Genomic DNA, 26,176 nt, shown 5'->3' on the forward strand with positions numbered 1-26,176 from the left:
GGGGCCGGACGGGCCCCCGTAACGCTACTTTGGCGACATGCGCGCCGGCCGCCTCGTCTCCCTGCTCCTGCTGTTGCAGACGCGCGGCCGGATGACGGCACAGGACCTGGCCGACGAACTGGAGGTCTCGGTCCGCACGGTGTACCGCGACGTGGAATCACTGAGCGCGTCCGGCGTCCCGATCTACGCGGACCGCGGCCCCGCCGGCGGCTACCAGCTGCTGGACGGCTACCGCACCCGGCTGACCGGCCTGACATCGGACGAGGCGGGCACGCTGTTCCTGGCCGGAATGCCGGGCCCGGCCGCCGAGCTGGGCCTGGGCTCGGTCCTGGCCGCGGCGGAGCTGAAGCTGCGCGCATCCTTGCCGGACGAGCTGGCTGATCGAGCGGACCGGGTACGGGAACGTTTCCACCTGGACGCACCGGGCTGGTTCCGAGCCGGCGAGCCCACGCCCCACCTCTCCACGGTCGCCGACGCGGTGTGGAGCGGCCGCGTCCTGCGGATCCGCTACCGCCGCTGGAAGGCACCCCGCGAGGTGGACCGCACGCTGCATCCCTTGGGCGTGGTTTTGAAGGCGGGCCGCTGGTACCTGGTCGCCGCCTCCTCGAGCGCCGGGTTCCTGCCGCCTCCCAGTTCCTCCTCGAGCGCGACGGGGCGGACCACCGCGTACCGGGTGTCGAACATCCTCGCCGCCGAGGTGCTGGACCAGCCCGCGTCGCGGCCGAAGGGCTTCGACCTGGCGGAGTACTGGGCGGAGTGGACCGAGCGGTACGAGAGCAGCGTCTACACGGCAGTCGCGACGGTACGGATGACCGTCGAGGCTCTGAACCGGATGGCTTTCGTCTTCCCGCCCGAAATGTCGCGAAGTGCACGAGCCGAGGCCGGCCCACCCGACGAGACCGGCTGGCTGATCACCCGCGTACCCATCGAGTCGATCAAGCACGGTCACATCGAACTGCTCAAATTGGGCGCCGACGCTGAGGTCCTGGACCCACCCGAACTTCGCGCCCGTTTCACCGAGACCACCCGAGGCTTACTGGCCACCTACTTGCCCGAAGCCACTCCGCCGGCCGCAGCCGCCCTGCCGAACGAGGCTCACGAGAAGGCATAGCGCCCCGCCGCGGGACAGGCGCATTCCGCTCGCGGGACGCGGTTCCCCTATGGATGTGCGTCTCGGCCCGGTACCGCTCCCCCACCAGGCGCGGATCACTCGGACCGGCGCGGATCACCTGACAGGGCGCGACTCACCCGGTCAAGCGCGGATCCGCTGATGGAGGTGACTATTTGGCAGGTGGAGCGGCGATTCGGCTGTCGGTTCGGTCGCCCTTGTCGGCGCCGTCCCAGCCGGTGCCGCCGCCGCTGTCGTGGTCGGCGTTCTCGGCCGGGTTGGGGGGCCACGTCGGGTCGTCGGACTCGTCGTCGGCCGGTGGGGTCGTGTCGTCGGTCGGCGGGGTGGCGGTGGGCTCGGTGCCGGTGTCGGCCGGAGTGGTTGTCGCCTCGGCCGGTGGGGGCGTGGGGGCGCTGGTGGTCGGGGTCGGCGAGGAGGTCTCGCTCGGCGTGGCGACCTTCGGCGACGGGGTCGGCGACGTGGTGGTGGCGCTCGGGGTGGGCTCGGCCGACGGCGATGTGTTCCTTGGCAGAACGTTCACCTGCGGCTCGGTGTCCACAGGGGAGTTGTCGGTGGTCGCCTCGCCGGCGCCGGTGCCGCCGACGAGCTGGTCGTTCGTCACCCGGTTCTGGTCGGTGATCACGGCGGGCGCACGCCCGGGCGAGGTCGGCATCGTGCCGAGCTGGACGCCCATCCAGAGGGCCGGACCGAGCCCGACCGCGATGATCGCTCCGAAGAGCGCCAACGGTCCCCGCTCCATGATCTGGCCTCCCCCGCCTTTGAAGGGATCGTCCGCCTAACCCCGGCCTCTCATCTACCCATTTACGAATCCGGTAAGCGAACAGCCCACGAAGGTCATTGTGACCTGAAGTGAAGGACCGATCACTCATCCGTCAGGAATGAGACGCTGCTGACCGTTACTACGCACCGCCAGGACGGAACAGTTCACTGTGGGTCATGCCGATCCCCTCAAAGGTGCGGGGCGTCACCCTCTTCAGCGAGTACGGGTGAGGAAGGACACCGCCTCGTCGAGAGCGGCCCACCCGCCGGGCAGTTCCTCCGAGTCGAGCGCCGTCCGCACGCTGAGACTTCCACCGTGCCGCAGCCCGATCTCCCACGCCCGCCGCCCGTTACGCACGACCGCCGCCGACGCGACATCGGCAAATGGAACAAATCGCATCCCCAGACCAGCCCCCGTAGCGGTAGCGGTCAACGTCGCCACAGCCCCGGGCGCTCCGGACGGGGCAACTCCGGACGCGGACGCCCCGGGCGCGGACGGATCGGGCGCGGACGGATCGGGCGCGGACGGATTGAAGGTTGTGGGATCGGAGGTGGTCGGCTCGGGCGGGGGCGGATCGGCTGGGGTGGGGTGAGGGTGGGTGGCCGGGGAGCCGTCGGCGAGTACGCCGTCGGAGGCCAGCTGGGTCAGGCGGCGCTTCGCTTCGGCGTGGCGGGAACGGGGAAGGCCCGGTACGAGTAGCAGTCCGGTTTCGACGACCAGTAAGTCGGTGCGGGCGCCGTCGACCAGGACGTTCACCACTCCGCCGAGCACCGGGACCCGGGCGGCGGGGCGGGCGGGGTCGCCGGCGGCCGCGGTGAGGTCGATGTCTAGGGCGGAGAGCCACTGGCGGGCCTCGGCGACCGTGGCCGGGTTGGCGGCGAGCATGGCCGGGCCGTGCAGGTCCAGATGGGAACCGTCGGCCGCTACCAGCTCGGCCGTGCCGGTCCAGCTGTGCCGCCAGCGCGCGGCGCCGCAATGCAGCGCGGCCAGGGCCAGCAGCAGGGTGATCAGCTCGGTGACCCGTCCCGCGATCTCCTCCGAGGGAAGACGCCCCGTGAACGGCGCCGCTCCTTCCGCCGGAAGGGCATCCCCCGGCTGAGGCGTGCTCTCAGAAGGGAAACCGGGCGTGGCCGCGCCGAACGAGCCGGGGCCGGCAGAGGGTGCGGCGACCGAGGCGGACCCGCCCGAAGACGCGGCAAGCGCGCCGGGACCGCCAGAAGGCCCGGCAGGCGCGCCGGAGCCGGCCGAAGAAGCGGGGCCGGCGGAAGGCGCGGTGGGCGAGACAGGGCCGGCTGAGGCAGAGGTGGACGAGGTGGGTCCGGCTGAGGCAGAGGTGGACGAGGTGGGTCCGGCAGAGGCAGAGGTGGACGAGGTGGGGGCGGCAGAGGCAGAGGTGGACGAGGTGGGGGCGGCGGCGGTGGGGCTGGAGCCGGCTGTGGTGGAAGTGGCGGGGGGTGGGAAGTCGGGTGGGGTGGTGGGGGGTGGGAGTTCGCCGAGGATGGTTTCGGCGAACTTGGGCAAGTGGCCGGTGGCGGACAGGTGGAGGACGGCGTCGGCGGTGCGGATGGGGGTGCCGGCGGCGTGGGAGAGGGCTCGCAAAGAAGCGTCGGCCTCGCGTTCCATTTCGGCGGTGCGGGCGGCGCCGAAGAACTCGTCCCAGGTTACGACCGTGCGGCCGGTGGAAGGGAAGGCGACCGCCTGCAGGGCGCGGGCCAGGCCGGGCAGGTCGGGGATCAGGTCGCCGGCGGGTGGGGACTCGGGCTCGGGGCCCTCGGGGGTGATCGCGGCCAGGGCGGCCAGGCGCTCGGCGACCGGTGGATGGGCGTCCCACGGGCCGGGCTGCTCGGGGCCCCTGGCGCGGAGCACGGCCGCGTCCTCGGCGCGGGCGGCCAGCACGCGCAGGAAGCCGCCGAAGACGTCGTCGGGGACCAGGCCGGTCTGCCAGCCGGGGCTCAGGTATTCGACGTGGAACAGCTGCTGCATGCCGTCGAGCACCGGGCCGTCGCGCAGCACCGCGGCGGCCGCGCGCGGGCCGGCGAACTCGGCCGCGACCCGGTCGGCGGCCAGCTCCTGCTCGCGGGCGCGCGGGTCGTCGACCGCGCGGAACCAGCGCGCCCACAGTCGCAGCACCGGGCCGGCGGGGCTGCGGGCAGGGATCCGCGGGACGATCCGCGCCAGCGCCGTACGGCCCCGGCGGGCGAGCGGGGCGAACCGGCCGCCGAGTTTCGGTGAGCCGTGCGCCAGCTCGTGGGCGACGACGGCGCGCAGCCGGGCCTCGTCCCACGCCTGGAGCAGCGGCAGTCCGAGGTAGAGCTCGCGGCGCCCGCCGGCCAGGCCGCCGAACCGCGCGTGCTCGGCCAGGGTGGCCGTGGCCGGCGCGACCACCGTCACGCCGTCGGGCGGGGCCACGGCCGAGACGGCGGCCGCCTCGTCGAGCATCGCCCACAGGCGCGGGGCCTGGGCCCGGGTCACCGGCACCCCGGCCGGCGTGGGACGGCGCAGGCGCAGGGCCCTGATGGTGGCGTAACACAGCAGGCCGGCGGTGGCGATGGCAAGCGGCACCGCGACCTGCACGGCCACCGTGCCGGGCAGCAGATCGAGCACCAGCAGCACGAGCACCAGCGCCGCGACGACCTGGAGCCACGCGGCCACCAGGAAGCCGACCAGCATGGCGGCGGACCGGCCCACCTCTCACCTCCGAGCTCGTTCGGGCTCCGATAGTAGGTCGGGGGTATGACGGAAACCCCAGACGCGGAGTCCGGCAGGAGGAAAAATAAGGAAGATTTTCGCCGGCGGTTTCGCGCCGTCACGAGAGGGGACACGGACCGCCATGGCTCTTCCCGACCAGACCCTCGCCTTCGCGGCCAAGGGGTACGCCTGGCTTCCGGATCTGCGGCGACGGTGGCACGGCCGCCCGATCGAGACGCGGGTCGGCGGGCAGCGGGCGGTGGCGATCAGCGGCCCCGACGCCGTCCGTTTCTTCTACGACGGTGATCTGGAACGGCACGACGCCCTTCCGCCCAACGTCGTCGCGACCCTGTTCGGCAAGGGCGTGCACACGCTCGACGGCGAGGCCCACCAGGCGCGCAAGGCCCTGTTCGTCGCCCTGCTCATGAACGCCGACGGCATCGAGAATCTGGCCAAGCTGACCGGCGAGGTGTTCGACGAGGCGGCCGCCCGCTGGCGCGGTTCGGGTGAGATCTCGATCTTCGATGAGTCCGCGCGGGTGCTCGCCGAGGCGGTGACGCGCTGGACGGGCGTACCGCAAGAAGAGGGTGACCGAAACGCCCTGGCCCGGGACCTGATCGCCATGGTCGACGGTTTCGCGTCGGCCGGTCCGCGCTTCGCGCGGGCCCGGTCGGCTCGGCGGCGGCAGGAGCGCCGGTTCTCTCAGATCATTGAGGCCGTACGCCGTGAGGAGCCCACCCCGGAGCCGTTGTCGGTGGTGGCGCACCATCTGGAGGACGGCTACCTGCTCGACGCGAGGACAGCGGCGGTCGAACTGATCAACATCATCCGGCCGACGACCGCGGTGGCCTGGTTCGTCGCTTTCGCCACGCACGCGCTCGACCGCTGGCCGGGCACCCGCGCCCGGCTGCGCGCCGGCGACGACGACTACACGAAGGCGTTCGTGCACGAGGTACGGCGGTTCTACCCGTTCGCGCCCTTCCTCGGCGCCCGGGCCACCCGCGACCTGCGGTACCAGCGGGCCGAGATCCCGAAAGGCGCGCTGGTCCTGCTCGACGTCTACGGACAGCACCACGATCCCCGGGTGTGGCCCGAGCCGTACGAGTTCCGGCCCGAGAGGTTCCTCGGCCGCCCGGTCGGCGAGTTCGAGTTGATCCCGCAGGGCGGCGGCGACCCGCGGACGGGCCACCGCTGCCCCGGCGAGAAGATCACGATCGCGCTGCTGGGCACCCTGGTGCAACGACTGGCCAAACTGGACTACTACCTGCCGCCGCAGAAGATGGAGATCGACCTGAGCCGCGTTCCGGCCCGCCCGGCCAGCGGGCCCCGCCTGGTGATCAACTAGACCCAGTCGATCTCGGCCGACCGGTGGAAGTTCACGCCCTGCGCCTCCCAGCGCGGGGCGAAGGCGGCCAGCCGGCGCCGCAGGGACCGCCAGTCGCGGGCGGCCCGCGGCGTCCAGCCGATCTCGGCGATCGCGGGCAGCCGCGGGAAGGCCATGAACTGCACGTCGGCCAGGCTGCGCAGGGTCTCCGACCACAGCGGCGCCTCGACGCCGAGCAGCGATTCCTCGGGCACGCCGGGCAGCCGGTCGGCCGGGTCCCAGTCGTACGAGCGCTCGACGCCGACCAGGCCGGCCCAGTCGAGGCCCAGAGGGCTCGACTCGTCGTACTTCATGTCCAGGTAGCTGCGGTCGGCCGGCGACATGATCACCTGGTGTCCGGCCGCGGCCGCGCGGGCCACGCCGTCGTCGGCCGGCTCGATCCGCCAGTACTGCGGGATCGCGGTGGGCGGCAGGTCGACGGCGGCCATCTCGTGCCAGCCGATCGCACGCTTGCCGTACTTGCCGGGCAGCGGCAGCACCCGGGACATGAAGGTGCGGTAGTCCTCGGCCGTGGTGGAGAGGGCCTCGTCGCCGCCGATGTGCAGGTACGGGCCCGGGGTGAGCTCGGCGACCGTACGGATGACGTCCTCGACGAAGGTGTAGGTGATCTCCTTGCCGATGGGCAGCGAACTGTAGCCGACCTCGGCGTCGACCCGCTGCGGGACGGGTTTGCCGTCGGCGGTCAGCTCCGGGTAGGCGACCTGGACGGCGTTGACGTGGCCGGGCAGGTCGATCTCGGGCACGATCGTGACGAACCGCGTCGCGGCGTACGCGACCAGGTCCACGTACTCCTGTGCCGTCAGGAAGCCCGGCCCGGCGCCGTCGACGCCCGTGCCCGCGCCGCCGCTGACCTCGGTCAGCAGCGGCCAACCGGCGATCTCGAGGCGCCAGCCCTGGTCGTCGGTGAGGTGCAGATGCAGGTGGTTGATCTTGAACTGCGCGATGGAGTCGATGTAGGACCGCACGTCGGCCGGGGAGTAGAAATGCCGGGCGAGGTCGAGCATCGCGCCCCGGTAGGGAAAACGCGGCTCGTCCTCGATCCGGCCACCGGGGATCTCCGCCGGCCCGGTCCCCGTCTCGGCCGGGAGCAGCTGACGGAACGTCTGAAGGCCGGCGAACAGGCCCTGCGCGGTGGGCGCCTGCAGCGTGACCCCGGCGGCGGTGATGTCGAGCCGGTAGTGCTCGGGCGATTTGCCGGCGTCCTCGTGGAGGGCGAGCCGGACGGGGGCGTCGCCGGTCACCCGGGGCACGTCGAAGCCGGTGGCCCGCCGCAGGAGGGCGGCCAGCTCGTCGGCGATGGCCGCGGCCCCGTCGCCGGCACCGACCGCGACATCCGGCGCGATCCGGAAATCGGCCGACGGATCGGGACGCACGGACACGGGCAGGGGAATGACGTCGCCGAGTTGTCTCATCATGGGAGCGCGCACGCGAGAAACTCTAAACTGTCTTTCCATGTCGATCACGACCCGTAGGGCCGAGGCCCGCGACGCCGAACTGCTGCACGACCTGGCCGACCGGACATTCAAGCTGGCCTGTCCGCCCGGCACCAAGCAGGAGGACATCGAGGCCTTCGTCGCCACCAACCTGTCGGCCGACAGCTTCCGGCGCTATCTGGCCGATCCCGATCGCATCGTCCTGCTGGTGGCGTCCGACGGCGAGCCCGTCGGCTACTCGATGCTGGTCGGCGGGCCGATCGAGAACGCCGACGTGGCCGCCGTGGTCGACGCGAAGGTCAGCATCGAGCTGTCGAAGTTCTACCTGCTCGCCGAGCGGCACGGCTCGGGCACGGCCGCCGCGCTGATGACGGCGACGCTGGCCGAGGCGGCGGCGACCGGGGCCGAGTTCTGCTGGCTGGGCGTCAACCAGCGGAACGAGCGGGCCGCGAAGTTCTACGCCAAGCACGGCTTCGACGTGATCGGCGTCAAGCGGTTCTTGGTCGGCGCCGAGTGGCACGACGACTACATCCGGCGCCGGCCGTTGCCGTGATCAGGCGGGCTGGATCTCGGTCCACTCGACGTACTTACCGGTGCGGTTGTCGCCGGACGACTGGCCGCGGAGGCGGCGGTTGATCCAGGGCAAGACGTGCTCGCGGTAGTAGCGGGCCTCGGCCAGGAGGCCGCCGCGGGCGGCCGGCCCGGGGTCGATCACATGGGCCTCGGCGGGGTGGCCGAGCGCGGCCAGGACCAGGCTGGCCACGCGGCGGTGGCCGTTGGCGTTGAGGTGCAGACGGTCGGCCGACCAGTATCCGGCTCGGCGGATCTCCTTGTCGTGGAAGACGTCGACGAAGGTGATGTCGTAACGGTCGATGAACTTCGCGACCGCGTTCGTCAGCAGCTCGGCGCGGCGGCGCATCGTCGAACCGAACGGCAGCCGGTCGGACGGGTCGGCCCCGCTGAGCAGCACCACCCGCACGCCGGCCTCGAGGCAGCGCTGGATGGCCCGCTCGGTCATCGCGGCCAGCTGGTTCATGTCGCCGCCGGGGCGCATCATGTCGTTGCCGCCGCCGTTGAGCGACAGCAGCGTGGGCGGCGGCGACAGCGCCAGCGCGGCGTCGAGCTGCTCGGTGACGATCGGCCCGAGCAGCCGCCCGCGGATGGCGAAGTTCGCGTACTGCACCGGCTTGCCCTCGCTCGCGGCCAGCCCGGAGGCGACCAGGTCGGCCCAGCCGCGCTCGGATCCATCCGGCAGCCCGTCACCGAGCCCCTCGGTGAAACTGTCACCGATCGCCACATACCGCGTCACGCCGAGCCTCCCTTGATCACCCCGACGCTAGCCCACCAGAGGGCGCACCTCCTCGGCGACCCAACGGACATAAGCCACCGGGTCGTCCTCGTCGAGCGGCTGGAGGATGACCTTGGTGGCGCCGGCGGCCGCGAACGACTGCACGCCCTCGGCAATCTCGGCCGGGCGGCCCGAGAGACCGGCGAACGTGTGACCGTATTTCTCCCGCGCGGCGGCCAGACGGCCGGCGGAATCACCGGGCAGCGCCGGCACGAAGACGACCAGGTTTTCGGAGCCGCTCAGCTCGCGCGCCGTGGCCACGTCGGCCGGGGACGTGCCGCCCGAGAGAACGATGGCGTCGCCGACCTCGCCGGCCAGCGCGAGGGTCTTGGGGCCGGTCGCGGCCACGTACAGATCCGGGATCGCGGCCGGGGGCCAGTCGAGGCGTACGGCGTCGAGCCGGACATAGCGCCCCGAGACCGTGACCTCCTCACCGTGCAGCAGCGAGCGCAGCGCGGTCGCGTACTCCCGCAAGAGCGTGAGGGGCGACGCCGCGCGGGCACCCACCTGGCCCATCCAGTCCTGAACGCCGTGGCCGACGCCGGGCAGGACGCGGTCGCCGAACATCCGGCTCAGGGTGGCGATCTCCATCGCGGTGGCGGCGACATTGCGGAACGGGACCGGCATGATGCCGATGCCGACACGCAGCCGTTCCGTCCAGGCCACGGCGGCGGCGGAGGCCGAGACGCCACCGCTGAGGAAGCAGTCCTCCCACAACCACAGCTCGTCCAGGCCGGCCCGGTCGGCGGCGACGGCCACCTCGCGCAGGGCCTCCGGCGGGTGTTGCGGCAGGTAGATCGCACCGAGCGTCGTCATGGAGAAGATGATGCACCGACCCACCGACATTTTCGTGAACCCGATCCCCGGCAAAGGGCATGAACTGGTGTGACCCATCTCGACGAGGCAGTCGCCGACGCCGATCTGATCGGCGCACCCGGCGGATCGGGCCACCGGCCGACGATCTGCTGGCCGAGACCTTCCTGATCGCCTTTCGGAAGCGGGCCTCGTACCAGCCGCGGCACCTCGACGTGCGGCCCTGGCTTTTCGGCATCGCGACGAACGTCCTGCACCGGCACCTACGGCAGGAGGAGAGAAGGTACCGGGCTCTGGCCCGGGCGGCCACGCACGACGCCCAGGCGCACCCGCTGGCCGACGAGGCGGCCGACCGGGTCGACGCCCAGGCGGCCCGGTCGGGCCTGGCCGCGGCCCTGGCGCGGCTCAAACCGGGTGACCGCGACGCGCTGCTGCTGCTGGCCTGGGCCGAGCTTTCGTACGCCGAGATCGCGGCCACTCTGGACATTCCCCTGGGCACGGTGCGGTCCCGGATCAACAGGGCGCGCCGGTTGACACGCGAGGTGCTGGCGAAGTGAACGACATCGAACTGCTTCGGACGTACGGGCCGGACGCGCCGCCGATCTCGCCGGCGGCCCGGACCGCGGCGCGGGCCCGGCTGCACGAGGAGATGACCCGGCCGGGCCCGAGCGGCCGGGCCCGGCGGAAGTGGCCGCTGGTGGGCGCGGCCGGGCTCGGGCTGGCCGCCGCGGCGACGGTCGTGGTCGCGGTGCTGACGGCTCCGGCCACACCGCCACCGCCCACCTCCGTGGCGGCTTCCACACCGCCGGCCACCCGCGCCGCCCCGAAGGCGATCAAGCTGGTCGCCTCGAGCGGGCCGTCGTTCCCGTGGACACTTCCCGGGCTGGGCAAGGCGAGATTCACCGCCGATCCGGGCCGGCCCGTCATCGCCGTGTATCCGGCCGACGACGGTAGCGACGTCTACGTGAGCAGCACCGAGGCCGAACCCGGTTCGATGGTCAGCGGACGCCGCGAGACCACCGTGGACGGACGACCGGCCCGGATCACGGTGATGACCGTGGGCGCGACGACAGTCTCGCTGGACTGGGAGCACAGGCCGGGACAGTGGGTCCGGATCACGGGGGTGAACCGGTACGGGTCCGAGCAGGTGGTCCGCGACCTGGCCGCCCGCCTTCTCGACAAGCCGCAACCCGTCGACTTGCGGTACACCGTCGGGCTGGTGCCGGACGGCTGGCAGCTGAGCGGGTTCAAGGAGAACGGGGCGATCGTCACCTACGTCAACCCGGACGACCCGGGCCAGAGCCTGAGCGTCTCCCCGATCAAGGGCATTGAATCGGATCTCAGCGAGCAGGTCGACGGCTTCGTGAGCGCCACGACGGTGACCGTTCACGGGAACCGAGTGCCGCTCGTACGGGCGAAGGAGTTTTGGCTGGTTCAGGTTCCGCTTCCGGACGGGTCGGCGGTACAGCTCATGACCACGCTCCAGTTCACGTCCGCGCAGGTCGTGGCCGTCGCCGACTCCGTACGAAAGAAGTAAGCCGAAGTTGATATAAGGATCGCCTTATAAGCGGCCGGAAATTGTCGGTGGTCCCCGATAGCTTCCTTCACGCGGATCGGCGCCACGGGGGCGCCGATCCGTCCACACCAGAGCTTGCGATCAACACTTCGCCCGTACGGCGGAGGTGGTCGCGCAGCTCGGGAGGGGACTCGACGGTGAACGCCGCACCCAGCACTCCGAGGACCATCACCGGCCAGCCCAGGTCGTCCACGTTCATGCGCAGACGGCAGCCGGGCGAGAGCTCCTCGACGGTGCCGTAATTCCACACCGTCGAGCGGACCCGCTCGGCCGGCGCGTCGATGACGACCGACACCTCGTAGCGGGTGGGAATGGCCTTCATCTGGGACCGCAGCCACTCCGCCGGATCCCCACCCGGGATCTCGCGCGGGCGGAAACGGGCGCCGGTCATGGTGGGCGACGACAGGCGGTCGACCCGGAAGCTGCGCCAGTCCCCCCGCTCGAGATCCCACGCGATCAGGTACCAGCGGCGGCCGAGCGGCACCAGCCGGTGCGGCTCGGCGTGCCGGGGAGCCGGTTCGCCCTCGCGGGGGCTGTAGTCGAAGCGGAGGCGTTCCTCGCCTCGGCAGGCCAGCGCCAGCGTGGTGAGGACCGTCGCGTCCAGCGCCGGACCGCCGCCCAGGGGCCCGGGCGCGGTGACGGCCCGTAGCGCGTCGATGCGCCGGCGCAGCCGCGGCGGCAGGAGCTGGATCACCTTGGCCAGCGCCCGCACCGAGGTCTCCTCGAACCCGGTCACGGCTCCGGCCGCCGCCGTCCGCAAGCCGACCGCGATGGCGACGGCCTCGTCGTCGTCGAGCAGCAGCGGCGGCACGGCCGCGCCCGCCTGCAACTGGTAGCCGCCGGCCACACCCCGCGCGGCGTCGACCGGATAGCCCAGGTCGCGGAGCCGGTCGACGTCGCGGCGCAGGGTCCGGGGGCTGACCTCGAGCCGGTCCGCCAGCTCGGCGCCCGGCCAGTACCGATGCGTCTGCAGCAGCGACAGCAGCCGCAGCATTCGCCCGCTCGTGTTCGCCATGGATACAGACTGCCCCGGATTGAGGTCAGGAAGTGGCCGCGGCGCCGGCTCGACATCGCGTCCACTACCCCCGGGCTGCTCTTCCTCGACGAGCCGTCGACCGGTCTCGACCCGCAGAACCGGGCCAGCCTCCAGGAGCACATCCGCGCCCTGCGGGCCGAGCACGAGACGACGATCGCGCTCACCACCCACTACCTCGACGAGGCCGACTCGATGGCCGAGCGGGTCATCGTGATCGACCACGGCCGGATCATTGCCGACGACAGCCCGCAGCGCCTCAAGGACTCGGGGGTACGGGCCATGCGGCGCTCCGACTAAAGTCGGCTGATGTTCCGATGGCGGCGGCACGGGGGCAAACCGGTCGCGGAGATCATTCCGAGGGCCCTGGGGCGGTTGATCGAGGGGCTCCACCCCCGCCCGCACGTGCCCGAGCAGCGCCGCCGCAATCCGGACGCCGTCGTCGATTGCGCCGTCTACGCCGCCGGGGCCCGCAAACCGGGCACGGTGCACTACGGCAACGCCCGGATCCCGCGCGGCGGGTTCCTCTGGCTCGGGCTGCACGAGCCGGACCGGGCCACGATGCGGGAGGTCGCCCAGGCGTTCGGGTTGCACGAGCTGGTCGTCGAGCAGGCGGTCGACGGCGGCCACCGGCCGGGTGTCGAGGTGATCGGCGAGGTGACCCGGCTGGTGCTGCGCACCGCCCGGTACGTCGAACACGACCAGCTGACCGCGACCTCGGAGGTGGTCGACACCGGGGACATCACGCTGCTGATCGGCCCGGCCTTCGTGATCACGGTGCGCCATGGCGCGGCGGGTGCGCTCTGGGGCGTACGCAAGGAAATGGAGAAACGCCCGGCCCTGCTGCGGCATGGGCCGTGGTCGGTGGCCTACGCGATCGCCGGGCGGATGGTCGACGACTACCTTTCGGTGTCGGCCGACGTCGAACGCGACCTGGAACGGCTCGAGGAGGAGACTTTCGAGGCTCGCCGCTCGGCCGAGGTGGCGCACTTCTACCAGCTCAAGCGCGAGATGGTCGAGCTCAAGCGGGCGGTGCTGCCGCTGGCGGACCCGCTCGCGCTGATCACGCCGCCGTCCGCGTTGCAGCCCTACTTCGTCGACGTGCGGGGCCGGCTGGCCCGGGCCGTGGACCGGATCAACGGCTTCGACAACCTGATCGACTCCGTGTTGCAGGCTCGGCTGACCCAGGTGACCATGGCGCAGAACGACGACATGCGGATGATCGCGGCGTGGGCGGCCATCGCGGCCGTACCGACAGTGGGCGCCGGGATTTACGGGATGAACTTCGCGAACATGCCCGGACTGAGCTCGCCGTACGGCTTCTCGGTGACCATCGCGCTCATCGTGCTGGCCTGTGGCGGTCTCTACTGGCGCTTCAAACGCGCGGGCTGGCTGTAACAGATCACCCGAAAGGGTACGCGTCTACTCCGGACAGTAAGGAAAAATCGGACCAGTCACCCCTGGTCGTCCCCACCGGCTGATCACTACCTTCGAACAGTCGTAGTGTGGGGAGGCTGTGTGACCGCGACACAGGTCATCGCGCCGCAAGGCGCGACACCGCCCAAGCCGGCCAAGCGCCGCAGTGGCGTCCTGACTGCCCTCAAGGGGCACGTCGACCTTTTCCTGAACGCCGGCTCGCTGATCGCCACCACGGCCATCACCTCGCTGCTCGGTTTCGTCTTCTGGTGGGTGGCCGCGCGCGCCGCGTCGCCCGAGGCGGTCGGCCAGGCCTCGGCCGCGGTGTCCGCGCTGACCCTGATCGGCACCATCGGCATGTTCGGCATGGGCACCATGCTCATCTCCGAGCTGTCGCAGCTGCGCGGGCCCAAATGGGAGCTGATCTCCACGTGCCTGCTGGTCGCGGGCGCCGCCGCCACGGTCGGCGGCATCGCGTACGTGGCGGTCGCGCAGCTCTGGATCCCCGGCCTCAAGGAAGCGCTCGGCGGCCAGGCCGGCACGGTGCTGCTCGTCGTCGGCATAGCCGTCAACGCGATCACCCTGGTCCTCGACGAGGCGCTGATCGGCCTGCTCAAGGGCCCCCTGCAGCTCACGCGCAACGCCTGGTTCGCGGTGATCAAGCTGGTCCTGCTGGCCGGCCTGGCCGTCGCGCCGATCACCGTCACCGGTAACGAACTGCTGCTCACCTGGGTCGCCGGCATCGTCGCGTCCACCGCGATCCTCGGTGTGGCGCTGCGCCGCCGCGGGCTGATCGACTCCCCGCGCCCGAGGCTGTCCCTGCTGAAGGGCCGCGGCCGCTCGACCTTCGACCACAACCTGCTCAACCTGGCCAGCTACCTGCCCCGCGCGGCCATGCCGCTGCTGGTCACGGCGGTGCTGTCGGCCTCGGCGAACGCGTCGTTCTACACCGCGTTCATGGTCCTGTCGATGCTGGCGATGATCCCCGGCAGCGTCGCGCTGACCCTTTTCGCCGTGGCCAGCGGCGACCGCAGGGCGCTGCGATCCAAGGTCCGCGTCGGCCTGCTCATCTGCGTCGGCGTCGGCCTGCCCGGTTCCCTGCTGGTCGTGCTCCTGGCCAATCCGATCATGTCGGTCTTCGGCGCCTCGTACGCGGACGCGGCCGGCGACGCGCTGCGGATCCTCGCCCTGACGTACATCCCCTTCGTCTTCCTGCACTTCTTCCTGGCGATCTCCCGGGTGCACAACAGGGTGCGCCGCGCCGGTGTCTTCGCGCTCTTCGCCGGCGCGGCCGAGCTGGCCGCGGCCTGGTACGGCGGCTCGCACGGCGGCCTCACCGACCTGGTCGCCTGGTTCGCCGTGGTGCTGTGGATCGAGGCCCTCTGCGTCGCCCCCGTCGTGCTCCGGACGGTCTTCGCCACCGGGCGGCGCGGCGGCGACACCGCGAACACCACGACCATGACGCTGCACGAACGTGCCTGGCTGCCGCTGGAGTACATCCGGACAATCGGCCCGGTGTACGGCGTGACCGTCGACGGCATGCGCAAGGCGCTGATCGGCCTGCACGCGGCCGACCCCAAGCACCGCGCCGTCTCCAAGCTCGACCGCATCGGCGCCCGATGGGAACACATGGACGGCGCCGAGTTCGCCCAGTTCGTGCACCGCGCGGTCCAGGACTCCGGCGACTGGTCGCTCGACATGGACGGCATGACCCGCAAACTTCAGTCCGAACCGCGCGGCGTACACCCGATCCGGATCCTCGTCGGCGCCGGCTACGTGGCCATCAAGGTCTCGCACGCGTACGGCGACGCCGGCCCGGTCAACTCCCTGGTCCACGAACTCGTCCTCGCGGCCAGCCAGGGCCGGGCGGCAGTGATCCCGCCACTCGAGCGCAACCGGATGGCGCTGCCGAAAGCCTGGTGGAAGCAGTTCGGCACCAAGCCGACCCGGTGGAAGGAGGGCATCAGCTTCGCCCGCCCGCCCGAGCCGGAAGAGACCCGGATGCGCAAGTGGCAGCCGAACCTGACGGTCCGCACCGCCCGCTCGGCGACCGCGCTGAAAGAGATGCGCAAGTGGCGCGACGAGTACGCGCCCGGCGTCACCACGTCGGCGATCACGTTCGCGGCGTTCACGGCGGCGCTGTACAACTTGGGCCTGCAACCGGACACGAGCGGCGCCACGTTCCTGGCCGACGGCCGGCGCTACCTGGACAAAGACGTCCGGATCGACAGCAACTTCTGCATGGGGCCCTACCTGTCACCGCCCGACATGATGGACCCGCTGTCGGTGCACACCACGATCAAGCACGAACTGGCCACGGGCCGCATCCTGACGATGATGATGCTGCGCGAAGGCAAGATCGCACTGGACGGCGCGCCCGGCATGCCCGACCCGTACCCGGCGGAACTGCCGATCCCGCCGAGGCCGCGGCTGACCTTCAGCAACCAGGGCCGCCACGACCTGCTCGGCGACCTGCCGTGGTCGGTCGGCCCCGAATGGCGGGTCAACCTGAGCGTGCCGACGCTGAACAGCCCCGAGGGCGTCACGCTGACGACAAGCGAGATGAACGGCGTGCTCCACCTGGAGGCGACGTTCCACGCTTCGACGTTCGACCCGAACCTGATCTCCCGCGCGCTGGAGCTGGTCATCACCGACCCGGCGGGTCAGATCATGTCGGTACGCCGGGTGGAGGCCTAGAAAAAGCGGCGCCCGGCCGGTCAGGGAGATCCGGTCGGGCGCTTCTATGTTCGGCTTACGCCGTATTGGGTGGGCGTTCGGTCGGGCGCTTCTATGTTCCGGCGCGTTGCGGTGCGCGCCGCTATCTTTCGGGCGCGCTCCCGGCTCTGGCGGGCCGGGAGCGCGGATCACTTCCGGTTCAGCGGTCGCGGTGCCAGGGGCCGCGGGTGCCCTGCGTCCCGCCGGTGGCGGTGGGAGTGGCGCTCGCCGTCGCGGTGGCGGTGGGGGTCGCCGTGGCCGTCGCGGTGGCGGTGGCCGTCGCCGTCGCCGTCGGGCTGGCGGTCACCGTCGGGCTGGCGGTGGGGGTTGCGCTCGGGCGGCTCGGGCGGCCGTTGTTGTCTCCCGGGCGACCGTGGTTGTCACCAGGGCGGCCGTTGTTGTCTCCCGGACGACCGTTGTTGTCTCCCGGACGGCCGTTGTTGTCTCCCGGACGGCCGTTGTTGTCTCCCGGACGGCCGCCGTCGTGGTCGCCGGGGCGGCCGTTGTTGTCACCAGGGCGACCGTTGTTGTCTCCCGGACGGCCGTTGTTGTCTCCCGGACGGCCGTTGTTGTCTCCCGGACGGCCGTTGTTGTTGCCCGGCCAGCCGCCGTTGTGGTCGCCGGGGCGGCCCGGGCGGTCGTTGCGCAGCACGGGCAGGATCAGCGTGAACGTACGGACCTGGGTCCGGGCACGCCGGCCGCAGTCGTCGTACGAGATGACGGTCCGCAGGCGGGCGATACCGGCCCGGTCGAAGTCCGGGTTGACGTCGAACTCGACGTAGTCCGAACGACCCGGCCGCAGGCTGTCGCCGCGCGAGAACGTGGCGTACCGGCTCCGCCCCGGGTAGTCCACGTCGACGTCGCGGGCGCTGACCCGGACCTCGGCGTCGCAGATCCGCCGGTCGGTCCGCCAGTAGACCTTGACCTCGGTGTCGGTGTCAGCCCGAACCGCCCGCAGCCAAGTGGTGACCGGCTGCGGCCCCCGCTCGGCGGCGACCGCGGGCGCCGCCACCGTCACCGTGGCCACGCTGACAGCCGCACCGGCCATAGCGACGAGCGCTCCGATGCGCCGACTGTTGTTCATTACATCCTCCAGTGACTGATGAGTTCCGGCCCACGTACAACCGACAAACCGGACACTATTGCCCTCACCGGAGTCCGCGCCGCGTTTAGCCCGCGTTTCGGTACAAATTCCTCTTTCTTGTACAAAATGTTTAGTCAAGATCAGCCGAAAAGACGATCTCCCACCGCCCCCGTCACGCGAATTCAATATGGCCATATAGCAATAGAAAACCCCTCTTCAGCAGCACGTTTGCATTCTTTGCCGGTCACCGAGCCAGCGGCCACCCAACCCCTGACCGACCAGACCTCATGATCAGCACCCAGCGGCGGGGTCGGCGCGTCTCCGAAGACGCCGCCCGTCATCGGGCGTCGCGTCCGCAACCGCCGCCAGATGCCCGGTGACCTAGGCGTCGCGTCCGCAACCGCCGCCAAACGCCGGGCGACCTCGGCGTCGCGTCCGCAACCGCCGCCAAACGCCGGGCGACCTCGGCGTCGCGTCTGCAACCGCCGCCAAACGCCGGGCGACCTGGGCGTCGCGTCTGCAACCGCCGCCAAACGCCGGGCGACCTGGGCGTCGCGTCCGCAACCGCCGCCAAACGCCGGGTGGCCTCGGGGACAGTCAGGGGCGGCAGGCCCGCGAACCCCGCGCGTGGCGGCGCGACCGCGCGGCAGGCCAATGTGCCGCGCCGGGCAGCCCGCAGCCCTACGCGGCGCGACCGCAAGACAGATCGAGGCAGCGCGCCCACCACCCAGAGCCGACGCATGGCGACCGTGACACGGTTCGAGGCGGCGAGCCCGCCACTAGCCGCCGAACGCGGTGTAACCGCAAGCCTGGCCGAGGCGGTGCGCCCTTAAGGCAGGCCGAGGCGGCGCGCCCTGAAGACGATCAGAAGCAGCGCGACCGTAAGACGGTCGGGAGCGGCACGTCCGTGACCATCCGAAGCGGCACGACCGTAACAGTGCCGAGCGGCACGACCGTGACAGTGCTGAGCGGCGCGACTGTGACCGTTCGAAGCGGCGCGACCGTGACCGTGCGGAGCGGCGCGACCGTGACCGTGCGGAGCGGCGCGACCGTGACCGTGCGGAGCGGCGCGACCGTGACCGTGCGGAGCGGCGCGACCGTGCCGGTCCGGGGCGGTGAAACCGCAAGAGGGTCCGAAGCGGCGCGACCATGACCGTCCTTAGGGGCGTGAACCTAAGACGCCGCGCGAGGTGATGCGGACGCGGGACAGTCTGGGCGACGCCGGAGGTGGCGGCGTTGCTTGACGGGGCGATGTGAGGTTGGGCGGTAAGAGTGGCCAGCGGGACGCCCGTTAAATCCCCCTAAGGTCTAAATAGTGGGTCGAACCCTCTCGAAAGTGCCCGATGCGACACGATGGAGGCGTACACGCAGGAGGGAGAGCCACCGATGTCGCTCAGCGGAGCCCACCGGGCGGCGTTTCGTCGGGAGGCGGCTCGGGAGGGCCGCGTCTTCTCGATCCGGGACGCCGAAGGGTTACCCGCGCCGGCGGGAGCCGACGGGAGGCGAACGGTTCCCTTCTGGTCTAAGTCGACGCGGGCCAGCCGCGTGGTGGGTCAGGTGCCGGCCTACCAGGGCTTCGAGGTGGTGTCGGTCGAGGTCGAGGAGTGGCTGTCCGGCTGGCTCGACCGCATGGAACGCGACGGCATGCTGGTCGGCGTGAACTGGGCGGGCGCCCGCGCCACCGGCTTCGACGTGTCCCCGGCCCAGGTCCGGCAGTGGTTCGCGGAGGAACCGGAGGAGCCGGGCCCACCAACGACGCCGGCCGCCATCGAACCTCGTGCGCTGAAGGCTTCCGTACCGCCGAAAGCTGATGCGAAGAGGTCAGCCGGCCCGGCCAAGGCATCGCCCTCGAGGGCAGAAGCAGCAGCATCCCCCGCATCCAGCATTACCGAACCGCCAGCACTGCCGGCGCCCAGCGCTACCGAACCGCCAGCGCAACCAGCGTCCGACAAGGTCGAACTCGCAGCGTCGCCTATGCCCGACGCTGGCGAAACGCCAGCCCCACCCACGTCCGGCGCCACCGAACCGCCAGCCGCACCCACATCCGGCGCCACCGAACCGCCAGCCGCACCCACATCCGGCGCCACCGAACCGCCAGCGCTACCAGCGTCTGGCGCCATCGAACCGCCAGCGCCAACAACGTCCAGGACCGCCGAGAAGTCGAAGCCACCGATGGCTGGGACTTCCAAGAGGCCGCCGGCGGCGGAAGGTGGCGGCAAGAAGCTGACAACACCGCCGTCGGTGGACGCCTCGAAGAGCGCGACGTCTTCGGGAAGCGATCCGAAAAAGACCGCGTTGCCGGCGCCAAGCGAATCCGCCAAGGCGCGTACGTCATCGATGAATGGCCCCAAGAAGGCGGCGAAACCTCTGGCGAACGACTCGCGGTCATCGGCGAGTGGGCCCAAGAAGACGGCGCCGACGGCGGACTCGCCGAACAGGGTGAGGCCGTCCAGGAGGAGTTCCAAAGCTGAGACGTCGCCGGAGAAGGGCGGCCTGGCTCCAGGAGCGGAGGCGACACCGACGGCCGAGGAAACGCCGGCCACGGAAACGAAGCCAACCGCCGGATCAAAGCCGGCGCCCGGAACGACGCCGGCCGCCGAAGCGAAACCGACCGCCGAGGTTAGGCCGGCCGCTGAGGTCAAGCCGGCCGCTGACATTAAGCCGGCCGTGGGAGCGAAGCCGGCCGTGGAAGCGAAGCCGGCCGTGGGAGCGAAGCCGGCCGTGGGAGCGAAGCCGGCCGTGGAAGCGAAGCCGGCCGTGGAAGCGAAGCCGGCCGTGGGAGCGAAGCCGGCCGCCGAGGCGCAGCCGGAGGCCGAATCGACGCCGCTCGTGGGAGCGAAGCCAACAAATGGAGCGGTGCCGAGGGCTGGGGCGCCGGGGCATGAAAATGCGGCACCGGCGGGGGCTGCGATCGGGCCTGGTGAAGACGTGCCGGTTGGGGCTACGCCGGCGGCCGACAGCGACATTGTCGGAGAAGATGGCGCTGGGACGCCAGAGAACAAAGCGTCTGCCGGTGGGCGGGCGGCTCGGGTTGCTGAGGGCGGGGAGGCTGTGACGGCTGGCAACAGCACCGCGACGGCCACGGCCGAGACGCCAGTAGCGACCAGCGGCACAGTTACGCCGGGGGCCGCGGACGGTGAAGCGACGACCGCACGCGGTGAGGCGCCAGGCGTGACCGCCGGAAGGGCGAGTGCCGCGGCGGGGAAACGTCGTTCCTCGCGGCGGACCGCGGTGGAGACGGGTGGCACTCCTGCGGCGGACGTAGAAGGCAGCGTGGGGTTCGGATCCGAGGTCGGTGCTGACGAAGTTGGGGCCTCGAACCGGGTGGCGCCGGACGTCGCGGCGAAGGTCAAGGCTGGAACGCAGGTGGCCGCCGAGAAGCTTGAGGCGGGTGCCCACGCGGCCAAAGTGAAAGTCGAAGCCGGCGCCCAAGTGGCGGCCGAGAAGCTTGAGGCCGGTGCCCACACGGCCAAGGTGAAAGTCGAAGCCGGCGCCCAAGTGGCGGCCGAGAAGCTTGAGGCCGGTGCCCACGCGGCCAAGGTGAAAGTCGAAGCCGGCGCCCACGCGGCCGCAGAGAAGGTGGGGGCTGGGGCGGAGGCGGCCAAGCAAAAGGTCGAGGCTGGAGCGCACGCGGCGGCGGAGAAGGTTGAGGCGAAGGCGCAGGCGGCTGCGGCGGCGGTGAAAGCCACGGCGCGGGCGGCCGCGGCCAAAGTGAAAACGGCCGCTGGTGGGGAAGAGCGAGCGGATGCCGGCGATGAGAGGAGCAGGGCGGAAGAGGGGGCCGTGAAGGGAACTGAGTGAGTAGGATTTCAGTCGCCCGGCGGTAGTTGGACGGGGCGGGTACCCCTATGCTTGCGGAACGGCAAACAAAGGGGCTTCCGTGCGCAGTCTGCAGATCCTCGTCGTGGACGACGATGATGCCGACGCTCTCATGATTTCTGAGGCGTTGGAGACGGCGGATACCAGCGCGTCCGTCGACCGGGTGGCCGATGGGCGGGAAGCGCTCGACTATCTGCGCCGGCAAAGTCCGTACGAGCAAGCGCAGCGGCCCGATCTGATTCTTCTCGATTTGAACATGCCGCGGATGGACGGGCGGGAGACGCTCGCGGCCATCAAGAGCGATGATGTGCTCAAGGCGATTCCGGTCGTGATTCTGACCACCTCGGGGGCCGCGCCCGACATCGTGGCCAGCTATCAGCATCGGGCCAACGCGTACGTCACCAAGCCGTTCGGTCTCGATGACTTCGAGAGCACCGTGCAGCTGATCAACCGGTTCTACCGTGAGGTGGCCAGCCTGCCGCCGGCCGCCCAGGCTTAACGGCTCGCGCCCCCGGGTATCGGGGGCTCATGACCGAAAACCAAGCACCCGAGGATCTCGGTGCGCCCGTCGCCTATCTCGTGCTCAAGGACGGCACGGCCGTCTACGACCGGTCGGGTACGAAGGCCGGCACCGTCGAGCATGTGCTCGCCGACGAGCAGCAGGACCTCTTTCACGGGCTGGTCATCGACACCGGCCACGGGCACCGGTTCGCGCCGGCGGCGCAGGTCGACGGGCTCTTCGAGCACGGCGTGATCATCGCGGTGCCGGCCGCCGAGCTGCCCGAGCCGAGCGAGGACCCGTCCGCGGCGGTGGCCGACGAAGGGCTGCGCAGCACGCTCAAGCGGGCCTGGGAGTGGCTCATCCAGCCGAAGTAGGCGCCTTCCAGCGCAGCAGGCAGGCGCCGACCGACATGCCGCCGCCGAAGCCGGCCATCAGGACGACGTCGCCGTCCTTCAGGGCGCCCTTGCGGGCCGCGTCGTCGAGCGTCACCGGCACCGAGGCGCTGCCCACGTTGCCGTAGCGGTCCAGCGTCAGGTGGGTGGTGGCCGAGGTCAGGCCGGTCGCCTCGACGAGTTCGGCCAGCATGACGCCGTTCGCCTGGTGCGGTACGAAGTGGTCGACCTCGCTGACGTCCACGCCGGCCCGTTTGAGCAGGGCTTCGAACGCCGGCGGGACGCCGAGGCCGACGAACTCGCGCACGCCCCGGCCGTTCATCTTGAAGTAGTGGTCGCCGTTGGCCACCGTCTCGGCCGACGCGGGCAGGCGGCTGCCGCCGGCCGGCACGTGGATCAGCTCGTTCGCCTCGCCGCGCGACACCAGCTCGAGGTCGATCAGGCCGTACCCCTCGGGGACCGCTCCCATCACGGCGGCGCCGGCCCCGTCGCCGAAGAGCACGGCCGTGCGCCGGTCGCCGAAGTCGAGGATGCGCGAGTAGATGTCCGTCGCGATGACCAGCACCTTGGCGCCGGGCTGGGTGGCGATCAGGCTGTTGGCCAGGGCGACCCCGAAGACGAAGCCGGCGCACACCACGTTGATGTCGAAGCAGGCGGCCCGGTCGGCGCCGATCTTCTCCTGGACGAGCGTGGACGTCGGAGGTTGCGGAGAGTCACCGGTGGACGTGGAGACGATCAGGTAGTCGATGTCCACGGCCTCCAGTCCGGAGGCCTCCAGGGCCTTGATCGCGGCCTGCGCCGCGAGGTCGGAGGCGGCCTCGTCCGGTGCCGCGAAACGGCGTGCCTCGATCATGGTTTTGCGACTGACCCAGGCCGGGTCGGCGTCCGGCACCCGTCGTACCAGGTCGTCGTTGGTGACCACCTCGACCGGCAGATACGAGCCGGTCCCCAGGATGCCTACGCCCATGTCGCCCTACCTTCGAGTCGCCGTCGAGGAAAGAGGCTAACCGCGTTCGGTTGTAACAAAGGGCCAAGATCGACAAGCGGGGTTCCCGGTACGGCCGGTCACCCGGCCGACGGCGGGAAAGCGTGGCGCCGATGAGCCCGTACCGTAGCGTCAATCATTACTCTGCGTGATGCGAATCGCCCAGGAAGGCCTGACCCTCGCAGACGAAGGCGATCGGCGTGCGTAACTGCGACGGAACGGCAAGTAGTTGCCGGGAGACAAAGGGCACAGAAAAAGCCGGCGCGAGGGCGCCGGCTTCTCTGAAAGGGCAGCTGAGAAACGGGTCAGCGGGACGAGCGGTCCCGGTACGTCCAGGCGCCCGAGCTCAGGCCACCGGCCCGCTCCAGGCTGCTCGGCTGCTGTGGCACACGGGCGGCGGCCTCCTCGCGGCGCTGGGCCAGGTAGGCGGCGGCCGCCTTGTCCTCCTCGGTGGGCGCCGACATGAGCGCGTAGGCCAGGCCGATGATGCCGAACACCACGGCCAGGCCGATCGGCACCAGCATGCCGCCGGCGGTCGCGCCGGGCAGGTTACCGGCGGACGGCTGCGTCTCGACCGACATCGCGAGCATGCCGGTGAAGTGCATGCCGTTGACCGCGATGCCCATGACGAGCGCGGCGGCGAAGATGACGAGCGGGCGGCGGACCGTGACCGCCAGGAACAGCGCCACCGCGGCGGCCACGACCGCGATGCCGATCGACAGGCCGACGTACGTCATGCCGTACGAGACGTCGCCGTTGAGGTTCATCGCGGCCATGCCGGTGTAGTGCATCGCGGCCACGCCGAGACCGGCGATGACGCCACCCGCGATGATCCGGAAGTTCTGGGCGCCCTTGCCGAGCGCGGCGATCGCGAGGCCGGCACCGACCGCGACGACCGCGATGATGGCGCTGGCGGCGGTGAGGCCGACGTCGTAGCGGATCGGGGTGCCGCTGACGCTGAACCCCATCATCGCGACGAAGTGCATGCTCCAGATCGCCGTGCCGCCCAGCGACAGCGAGGCGAGCACCAGCCACCAGGCGCGCTCACCGCGCGCGGTTGCCGAACGTAGCCGGACAGCGCATGTGAGACCCAGCATCGAGCCCAGCACCGACAGGACGTAACTGACCGTCGGGGTGATCCACCCGTGGTCGAAATGATGGATCTGCGCCATCGCGGTTCCCTTCTGAGTACCCCGCTCCGGGAGAGCATCATGCACGCCTCCCGGTGATCGCGAAACCCGAGAGCGTCACCTTCTCGCTACACATGGCGAAACAGCCGGAAGGCACTGTCCGAACGTCTGATTCCGCAGCTCAGAGCCGGGTTCTTTGTCCGCTTTTACGATCATCGATGGCACTCTGGGTGGTCATCCGACCGCCTGGAGCCCACTATCCGCACATACCTGCGACATGTCGGCGGCGGCCGCGCTGACCGCGGCGACCGCGTCGGGCTCACTCTCCGTGCCTTTACTCGCGCTTGCTTGGGTGTACGCCGCGGCCAGCGCCCGGGCCGCGTCAGCCACCGGGGCGTCCGCGGTCTCGCTCGCGCTGACGATGCCGGCCACGACGCCCTCCTCCATCAGGCTGGCGTCGGCCACCGCCACTGCCAGCGCGGTGCACGTCAGGCTGCCGGGCGGGTCGTCGGCGATCTCCGCGGCGGCGCTCGACTGCATGGTGGCGGCCGTCGGGACGACCGGCGCCCGCTCCTCCTCCCCCGAGCACCCGGCCGCCGTGAGCAGGGCGGTCACCACGAGGACATACGCGATTTGTCGCATTCCTCCAGGCTAGGGGTGCTTACCGGCGTACAAACGCAAAAAGGCCCGGCCGAAGACGGCCGAGCCCTTGCGACGCTGCCCTTACAGGTACGAGCCCTTCTTGTACTCTTCCCAGCTCATGTTCCAGTCGGTCCAGCCGTTGCCGTTCTTCAGCTTCTCCTCGGTGCCGGAGACCGTGATCACGTCGCCCATGAGGGTCTTGTTGAACAGCCAGGCGCCCATGGCCTCGGAGACGTTCACGCAGCCGTGCGAGACGTTGACCTTGCCCTGCTTGCCCTCGGACCACGGGGCGGCGTGGATGTACTGCCCCGACCAGGTGATGCGCTGGGCGAAGTCGATCGGCGTGCGGTAGCCCTCCTCGGGACCGAGCTCGTCCATCGTGTCGAAGACGGTGTGCTTCTTCTTCTCGATGACGACCATCGTGCCGCTCGAGGACGGGGTCTTCGGCTTGCCCAGGCTGACCGGCAGAGTCTTGATGACCTTGCCGTTCTCCTTGACGGTCATCTGCTTGGTCTTGTTCGACACCGTCATGACCAGCGAACGGCCGATCTTGAGGTCGACGGTCATGTCGGACTTGCCGTAGTAGCCGTTGCCCAGCGGGACGCCGGCCAGCGCCACCTTGTAGAAGACCTTGGAGTTGGCCTTCCAGTAGACCTTCGGCCGGTAATGCACCTCGGTCGCGCTGGTCCAGTGCCACGTGCCCTCCTGGGCCGGGGTGGCGGTGACCGTCATGCGGCGCTCGACGTCGTCGCGGTAGCTCTCGGGGATGCTCTGGTTGAACTTGATGATCAGGGGCATGCCGACGCCGACGGTCTGGTTGTCGCCGAGGAAGCTCGTCGCGCGGATCACCTTCGAGGGCTTCGCCATGGTGGTGAAGGTGCTCGTGGTGGTGTTGGTCTTGCCCTCGGCCTCGGGGCCGGTCACCGTGACGGTGTATTTCGTGCCGTAGGTGAGCGCCTTGGCCGGAGTGAACGTCTTGGCGTCCTTGTCGAGGGTGCCCTCGACCTTTTTGCCGGCGGCGTCGGTCACACTCACCTCGGTGCTGTCGGCATCCTCGGTCGTGTACTTGATCGGGCTGATGGCGACGACGTCCTTGGCGTCGGCGGCCGGCGAGGTCACCGCGACGGTGCTCGGCTTCGGCGCCTCGGACTGCTCGGACCCACCCGCGGGCGCACCCGCGCTGCTGCCCGGCTCGGCACCCTGCCACGCCGACGACTTCTTGTCGTCACCGCCGCCGCAAGCCGCGGAGCTCAGCACCACGCTCGCGGCGATCACAGAGATCGCGGCGAGCCGCCAGCGTTTCATACCCCAGGTCTTCATGGTCCCT

General features: G+C 70.7%; 22 protein-coding genes. 11 read left to right on the forward strand and 11 right to left on the reverse strand.

Annotation, left to right across the window (positions count from 1 at the left end; genetic code table 11):
- Positions 1 to 37: 37 nt before the first annotated feature.
- Positions 38 to 1,111, forward strand: coding sequence for a helix-turn-helix transcriptional regulator (locus tag ACGFJ7_RS07700; protein WP_392641433.1), 1,074 nt, complete (start codon positions 38 to 40; stop codon positions 1,109 to 1,111).
- Between the two features lie 169 nt (positions 1,112 to 1,280).
- Here the strand turns inward: ACGFJ7_RS07700 and ACGFJ7_RS07705 are convergent, their stop codons facing one another.
- Positions 1,281 to 1,868: a hypothetical protein gene (locus tag ACGFJ7_RS07705; protein WP_392641435.1), complete on the reverse strand. Its 588-nt coding sequence runs from the start codon at positions 1,866 to 1,868 to the stop codon at positions 1,281 to 1,283.
- A gap of 234 nt (positions 1,869 to 2,102) precedes the next feature.
- Positions 2,103 to 4,577: a hypothetical protein gene (locus ACGFJ7_RS07710; protein ID WP_392641437.1), complete on the reverse strand. Its 2,475-nt coding sequence runs from the start codon at positions 4,575 to 4,577 to the stop codon at positions 2,103 to 2,105.
- A 142-nt stretch (positions 4,578 to 4,719) separates the two neighbouring features.
- On the opposite strand from ACGFJ7_RS07710, the gene ACGFJ7_RS07715 reads away from it, so the two are divergent.
- Entirely contained in the window at positions 4,720 to 5,922 is a 1,203-nt protein-coding gene (locus ACGFJ7_RS07715; RefSeq protein ID WP_392641439.1) for a cytochrome P450, read from the forward strand.
- Here the strand turns inward: ACGFJ7_RS07715 and ACGFJ7_RS07720 are convergent.
- Positions 5,919 to 7,388: a family 20 glycosylhydrolase gene (locus ACGFJ7_RS07720; RefSeq protein ID WP_360244042.1), complete on the reverse strand. Its 1,470-nt coding sequence runs from the start codon at positions 7,386 to 7,388 to the stop codon at positions 5,919 to 5,921. The two genes, ACGFJ7_RS07715 and ACGFJ7_RS07720, sit on opposite strands and share 4 nt — an antisense overlap.
- 25 nt (positions 7,389 to 7,413) lie before the next feature.
- Here ACGFJ7_RS07720 and ACGFJ7_RS07725 point away from each other — a divergent pair, with 25 nt between their 5' ends.
- The gene (locus ACGFJ7_RS07725) at positions 7,414 to 7,947 is read left to right on the forward strand and encodes a GNAT family N-acetyltransferase (protein WP_360244045.1); all 534 of its coding nucleotides are present in this window, start codon (positions 7,414 to 7,416) and stop codon (positions 7,945 to 7,947) included.
- Here ACGFJ7_RS07725 and ACGFJ7_RS07730 read toward each other — a convergent pair whose 3' ends face one another.
- On the reverse strand, positions 7,948 to 8,703 hold the full coding sequence (locus ACGFJ7_RS07730) for an SGNH/GDSL hydrolase family protein (RefSeq protein ID WP_360244048.1): 756 nt from the start codon (positions 8,701 to 8,703) through the stop codon (positions 7,948 to 7,950).
- Positions 8,704 to 8,730: 27 nt separating this feature from the next.
- Positions 8,731 to 9,558 carry an LLM class flavin-dependent oxidoreductase gene (locus ACGFJ7_RS07735; RefSeq protein ID WP_392641442.1) on the reverse strand — a complete coding sequence of 276 codons (828 nt, stop codon included), beginning with the start codon at positions 9,556 to 9,558 and terminating at the stop codon, positions 8,731 to 8,733.
- Positions 9,559 to 9,617: 59 nt separating this feature from the next.
- Between ACGFJ7_RS07735 and ACGFJ7_RS07740 the strand changes: the two genes are divergently transcribed.
- Positions 9,618 to 10,112, forward strand: coding sequence for an RNA polymerase sigma factor (locus ACGFJ7_RS07740; RefSeq protein ID WP_392641444.1), 495 nt, complete (start codon positions 9,618 to 9,620; stop codon positions 10,110 to 10,112).
- Positions 10,109 to 11,092: a hypothetical protein gene (locus tag ACGFJ7_RS07745; protein WP_392641446.1), complete on the forward strand. Its 984-nt coding sequence runs from the start codon at positions 10,109 to 10,111 to the stop codon at positions 11,090 to 11,092. Before ACGFJ7_RS07740 ends, ACGFJ7_RS07745 begins: the two co-directional genes overlap by 4 nt.
- A gap of 67 nt (positions 11,093 to 11,159) precedes the next feature.
- Here ACGFJ7_RS07745 and ACGFJ7_RS07750 read toward each other — a convergent pair whose 3' ends face one another.
- The gene (locus ACGFJ7_RS07750) at positions 11,160 to 12,146 is read right to left on the reverse strand and encodes a YafY family protein (RefSeq protein WP_360244057.1); all 987 of its coding nucleotides are present in this window, start codon (positions 12,144 to 12,146) and stop codon (positions 11,160 to 11,162) included.
- Between ACGFJ7_RS07750 and ACGFJ7_RS07755 the strand changes: the two genes are divergently transcribed.
- The 3 genes from ACGFJ7_RS07755 (at position 12,093) to ACGFJ7_RS07765 (ending at position 16,277) form a co-directional block, all read left to right on the forward strand.
- On the forward strand, positions 12,093 to 12,464 hold the full coding sequence (locus ACGFJ7_RS07755; protein WP_392641448.1) for a hypothetical protein: 372 nt from the start codon (positions 12,093 to 12,095) through the stop codon (positions 12,462 to 12,464). The genes ACGFJ7_RS07750 and ACGFJ7_RS07755 overlap by 54 nt on opposite strands.
- 9 nt (positions 12,465 to 12,473) lie before the next feature.
- Positions 12,474 to 13,562 carry a magnesium and cobalt transport protein CorA gene (locus tag ACGFJ7_RS07760; protein WP_392641450.1) on the forward strand — a complete coding sequence of 363 codons (1,089 nt, stop codon included), beginning with the start codon at positions 12,474 to 12,476 and terminating at the stop codon, positions 13,560 to 13,562.
- Between the two features lie 120 nt (positions 13,563 to 13,682).
- Positions 13,683 to 16,277 (forward strand): lipopolysaccharide biosynthesis protein, encoded by a 2,595-nt coding sequence (locus tag ACGFJ7_RS07765; protein WP_392641452.1) that lies wholly within the window; start codon positions 13,683 to 13,685, stop codon positions 16,275 to 16,277.
- 178 nt (positions 16,278 to 16,455) lie between these two features.
- On the opposite strand, the gene ACGFJ7_RS07770 is transcribed toward ACGFJ7_RS07765, so the two are convergent.
- Positions 16,456 to 17,379, reverse strand: a complete 924-nt coding sequence (locus tag ACGFJ7_RS07770; RefSeq protein ID WP_392641454.1) for a hypothetical protein — start codon at positions 17,377 to 17,379, stop codon at positions 16,456 to 16,458.
- A gap of 1,353 nt (positions 17,380 to 18,732) precedes the next feature.
- On the opposite strand from ACGFJ7_RS07770, the gene ACGFJ7_RS07775 reads away from it, so the two are divergent.
- The 3 genes from ACGFJ7_RS07775 (at position 18,733) to ACGFJ7_RS07785 (ending at position 22,074) form a co-directional block, all read left to right on the forward strand.
- A complete protein-coding gene (locus tag ACGFJ7_RS07775; RefSeq protein ID WP_392641456.1) occupies positions 18,733 to 21,180 on the forward strand; it encodes a DUF2750 domain-containing protein in 2,448 nt (815 codons plus the stop codon).
- A gap of 79 nt (positions 21,181 to 21,259) precedes the next feature.
- Positions 21,260 to 21,697 carry a response regulator gene (locus ACGFJ7_RS07780; RefSeq protein ID WP_360244078.1) on the forward strand — a complete coding sequence of 146 codons (438 nt, stop codon included), beginning with the start codon at positions 21,260 to 21,262 and terminating at the stop codon, positions 21,695 to 21,697.
- 29 nt (positions 21,698 to 21,726) lie between these two features.
- Positions 21,727 to 22,074, forward strand: coding sequence for a PRC-barrel domain-containing protein (locus ACGFJ7_RS07785; RefSeq protein ID WP_360244081.1), 348 nt, complete (start codon positions 21,727 to 21,729; stop codon positions 22,072 to 22,074).
- Here ACGFJ7_RS07785 and ACGFJ7_RS07790 read toward each other — a convergent pair.
- From ACGFJ7_RS07790 to ACGFJ7_RS07805, 4 genes are all read right to left on the reverse strand, one after another.
- A complete protein-coding gene (locus tag ACGFJ7_RS07790) occupies positions 22,058 to 23,059 on the reverse strand; it encodes a ketoacyl-ACP synthase III (RefSeq protein WP_360244084.1) in 1,002 nt (333 codons plus the stop codon). The genes ACGFJ7_RS07785 and ACGFJ7_RS07790 overlap by 17 nt on opposite strands.
- A gap of 323 nt (positions 23,060 to 23,382) precedes the next feature.
- Positions 23,383 to 24,249: an MHYT domain-containing protein gene (locus ACGFJ7_RS07795; protein ID WP_360244087.1), complete on the reverse strand. Its 867-nt coding sequence runs from the start codon at positions 24,247 to 24,249 to the stop codon at positions 23,383 to 23,385.
- Positions 24,250 to 24,441: 192 nt separating this feature from the next.
- The gene (locus tag ACGFJ7_RS07800; RefSeq protein WP_360244090.1) at positions 24,442 to 24,849 is read right to left on the reverse strand and encodes a hypothetical protein; all 408 of its coding nucleotides are present in this window, start codon (positions 24,847 to 24,849) and stop codon (positions 24,442 to 24,444) included.
- 81 nt (positions 24,850 to 24,930) lie between these two features.
- Positions 24,931 to 26,169, reverse strand: a complete 1,239-nt coding sequence (locus ACGFJ7_RS07805) for an Ig-like domain-containing protein (protein WP_360244093.1) — start codon at positions 26,167 to 26,169, stop codon at positions 24,931 to 24,933.
- Positions 26,170 to 26,176 lie beyond the last annotated feature (7 nt).

The organism is Actinoplanes sp. NPDC048988 (assembly GCF_043197815.1).
Lineage (GTDB): Bacteria > Actinomycetota > Actinomycetes > Mycobacteriales > Micromonosporaceae > Actinoplanes.

Bases quoted from the DNA above. Each gene is read 5' to 3' on its own strand.
- ACGFJ7_RS07800 (WP_360244090.1), bottom strand. From the start codon at position 24,849: ATGCGACAAATCGCGTATGTCCTCGTGGTGACCGCCCTGCTCACGGCG.
- ACGFJ7_RS07705 (WP_392641435.1), bottom strand. From the start codon at position 1,868: ATGGAGCGGGGACCGTTGGCGCTCTTCGGAGCGATCATCGCGGTCGGG.
- ACGFJ7_RS07785 (WP_360244081.1), top strand. From the start codon at position 21,727: ATGACCGAAAACCAAGCACCCGAGGATCTCGGTGCGCCCGTCGCCTAT.
- ACGFJ7_RS07775 (WP_392641456.1), top strand. From the start codon at position 18,733: ATGGAGGCGTACACGCAGGAGGGAGAGCCACCGATGTCGCTCAGCGGA.
- ACGFJ7_RS07735 (WP_392641442.1), bottom strand. From the start codon at position 9,558: ATGACGACGCTCGGTGCGATCTACCTGCCGCAACACCCGCCGGAGGCC.
- ACGFJ7_RS07760 (WP_392641450.1), top strand. From the start codon at position 12,474: ATGTTCCGATGGCGGCGGCACGGGGGCAAACCGGTCGCGGAGATCATT.
- ACGFJ7_RS07795 (WP_360244087.1), bottom strand. From the start codon at position 24,249: ATGGCGCAGATCCATCATTTCGACCACGGGTGGATCACCCCGACGGTC.
- ACGFJ7_RS07740 (WP_392641444.1), top strand. From the start codon at position 9,618: ATGAACTGGTGTGACCCATCTCGACGAGGCAGTCGCCGACGCCGATCT.
- ACGFJ7_RS07700 (WP_392641433.1), top strand. From the start codon at position 38: ATGCGCGCCGGCCGCCTCGTCTCCCTGCTCCTGCTGTTGCAGACGCGC.
- ACGFJ7_RS07790 (WP_360244084.1), bottom strand. From the start codon at position 23,059: ATGGGCGTAGGCATCCTGGGGACCGGCTCGTATCTGCCGGTCGAGGTG.
- ACGFJ7_RS07715 (WP_392641439.1), top strand. From the start codon at position 4,720: ATGGCTCTTCCCGACCAGACCCTCGCCTTCGCGGCCAAGGGGTACGCC.
- ACGFJ7_RS07750 (WP_360244057.1), bottom strand. From the start codon at position 12,146: ATGGCGAACACGAGCGGGCGAATGCTGCGGCTGCTGTCGCTGCTGCAG.
- ACGFJ7_RS07755 (WP_392641448.1), top strand. From the start codon at position 12,093: ATGCGTCTGCAGCAGCGACAGCAGCCGCAGCATTCGCCCGCTCGTGTT.
- ACGFJ7_RS07725 (WP_360244045.1), top strand. From the start codon at position 7,414: ATGTCGATCACGACCCGTAGGGCCGAGGCCCGCGACGCCGAACTGCTG.
- ACGFJ7_RS07805 (WP_360244093.1), bottom strand. From the start codon at position 26,169: ATGAAGACCTGGGGTATGAAACGCTGGCGGCTCGCCGCGATCTCTGTG.
- ACGFJ7_RS07770 (WP_392641454.1), bottom strand. From the start codon at position 17,379: ATGAACAACAGTCGGCGCATCGGAGCGCTCGTCGCTATGGCCGGTGCG.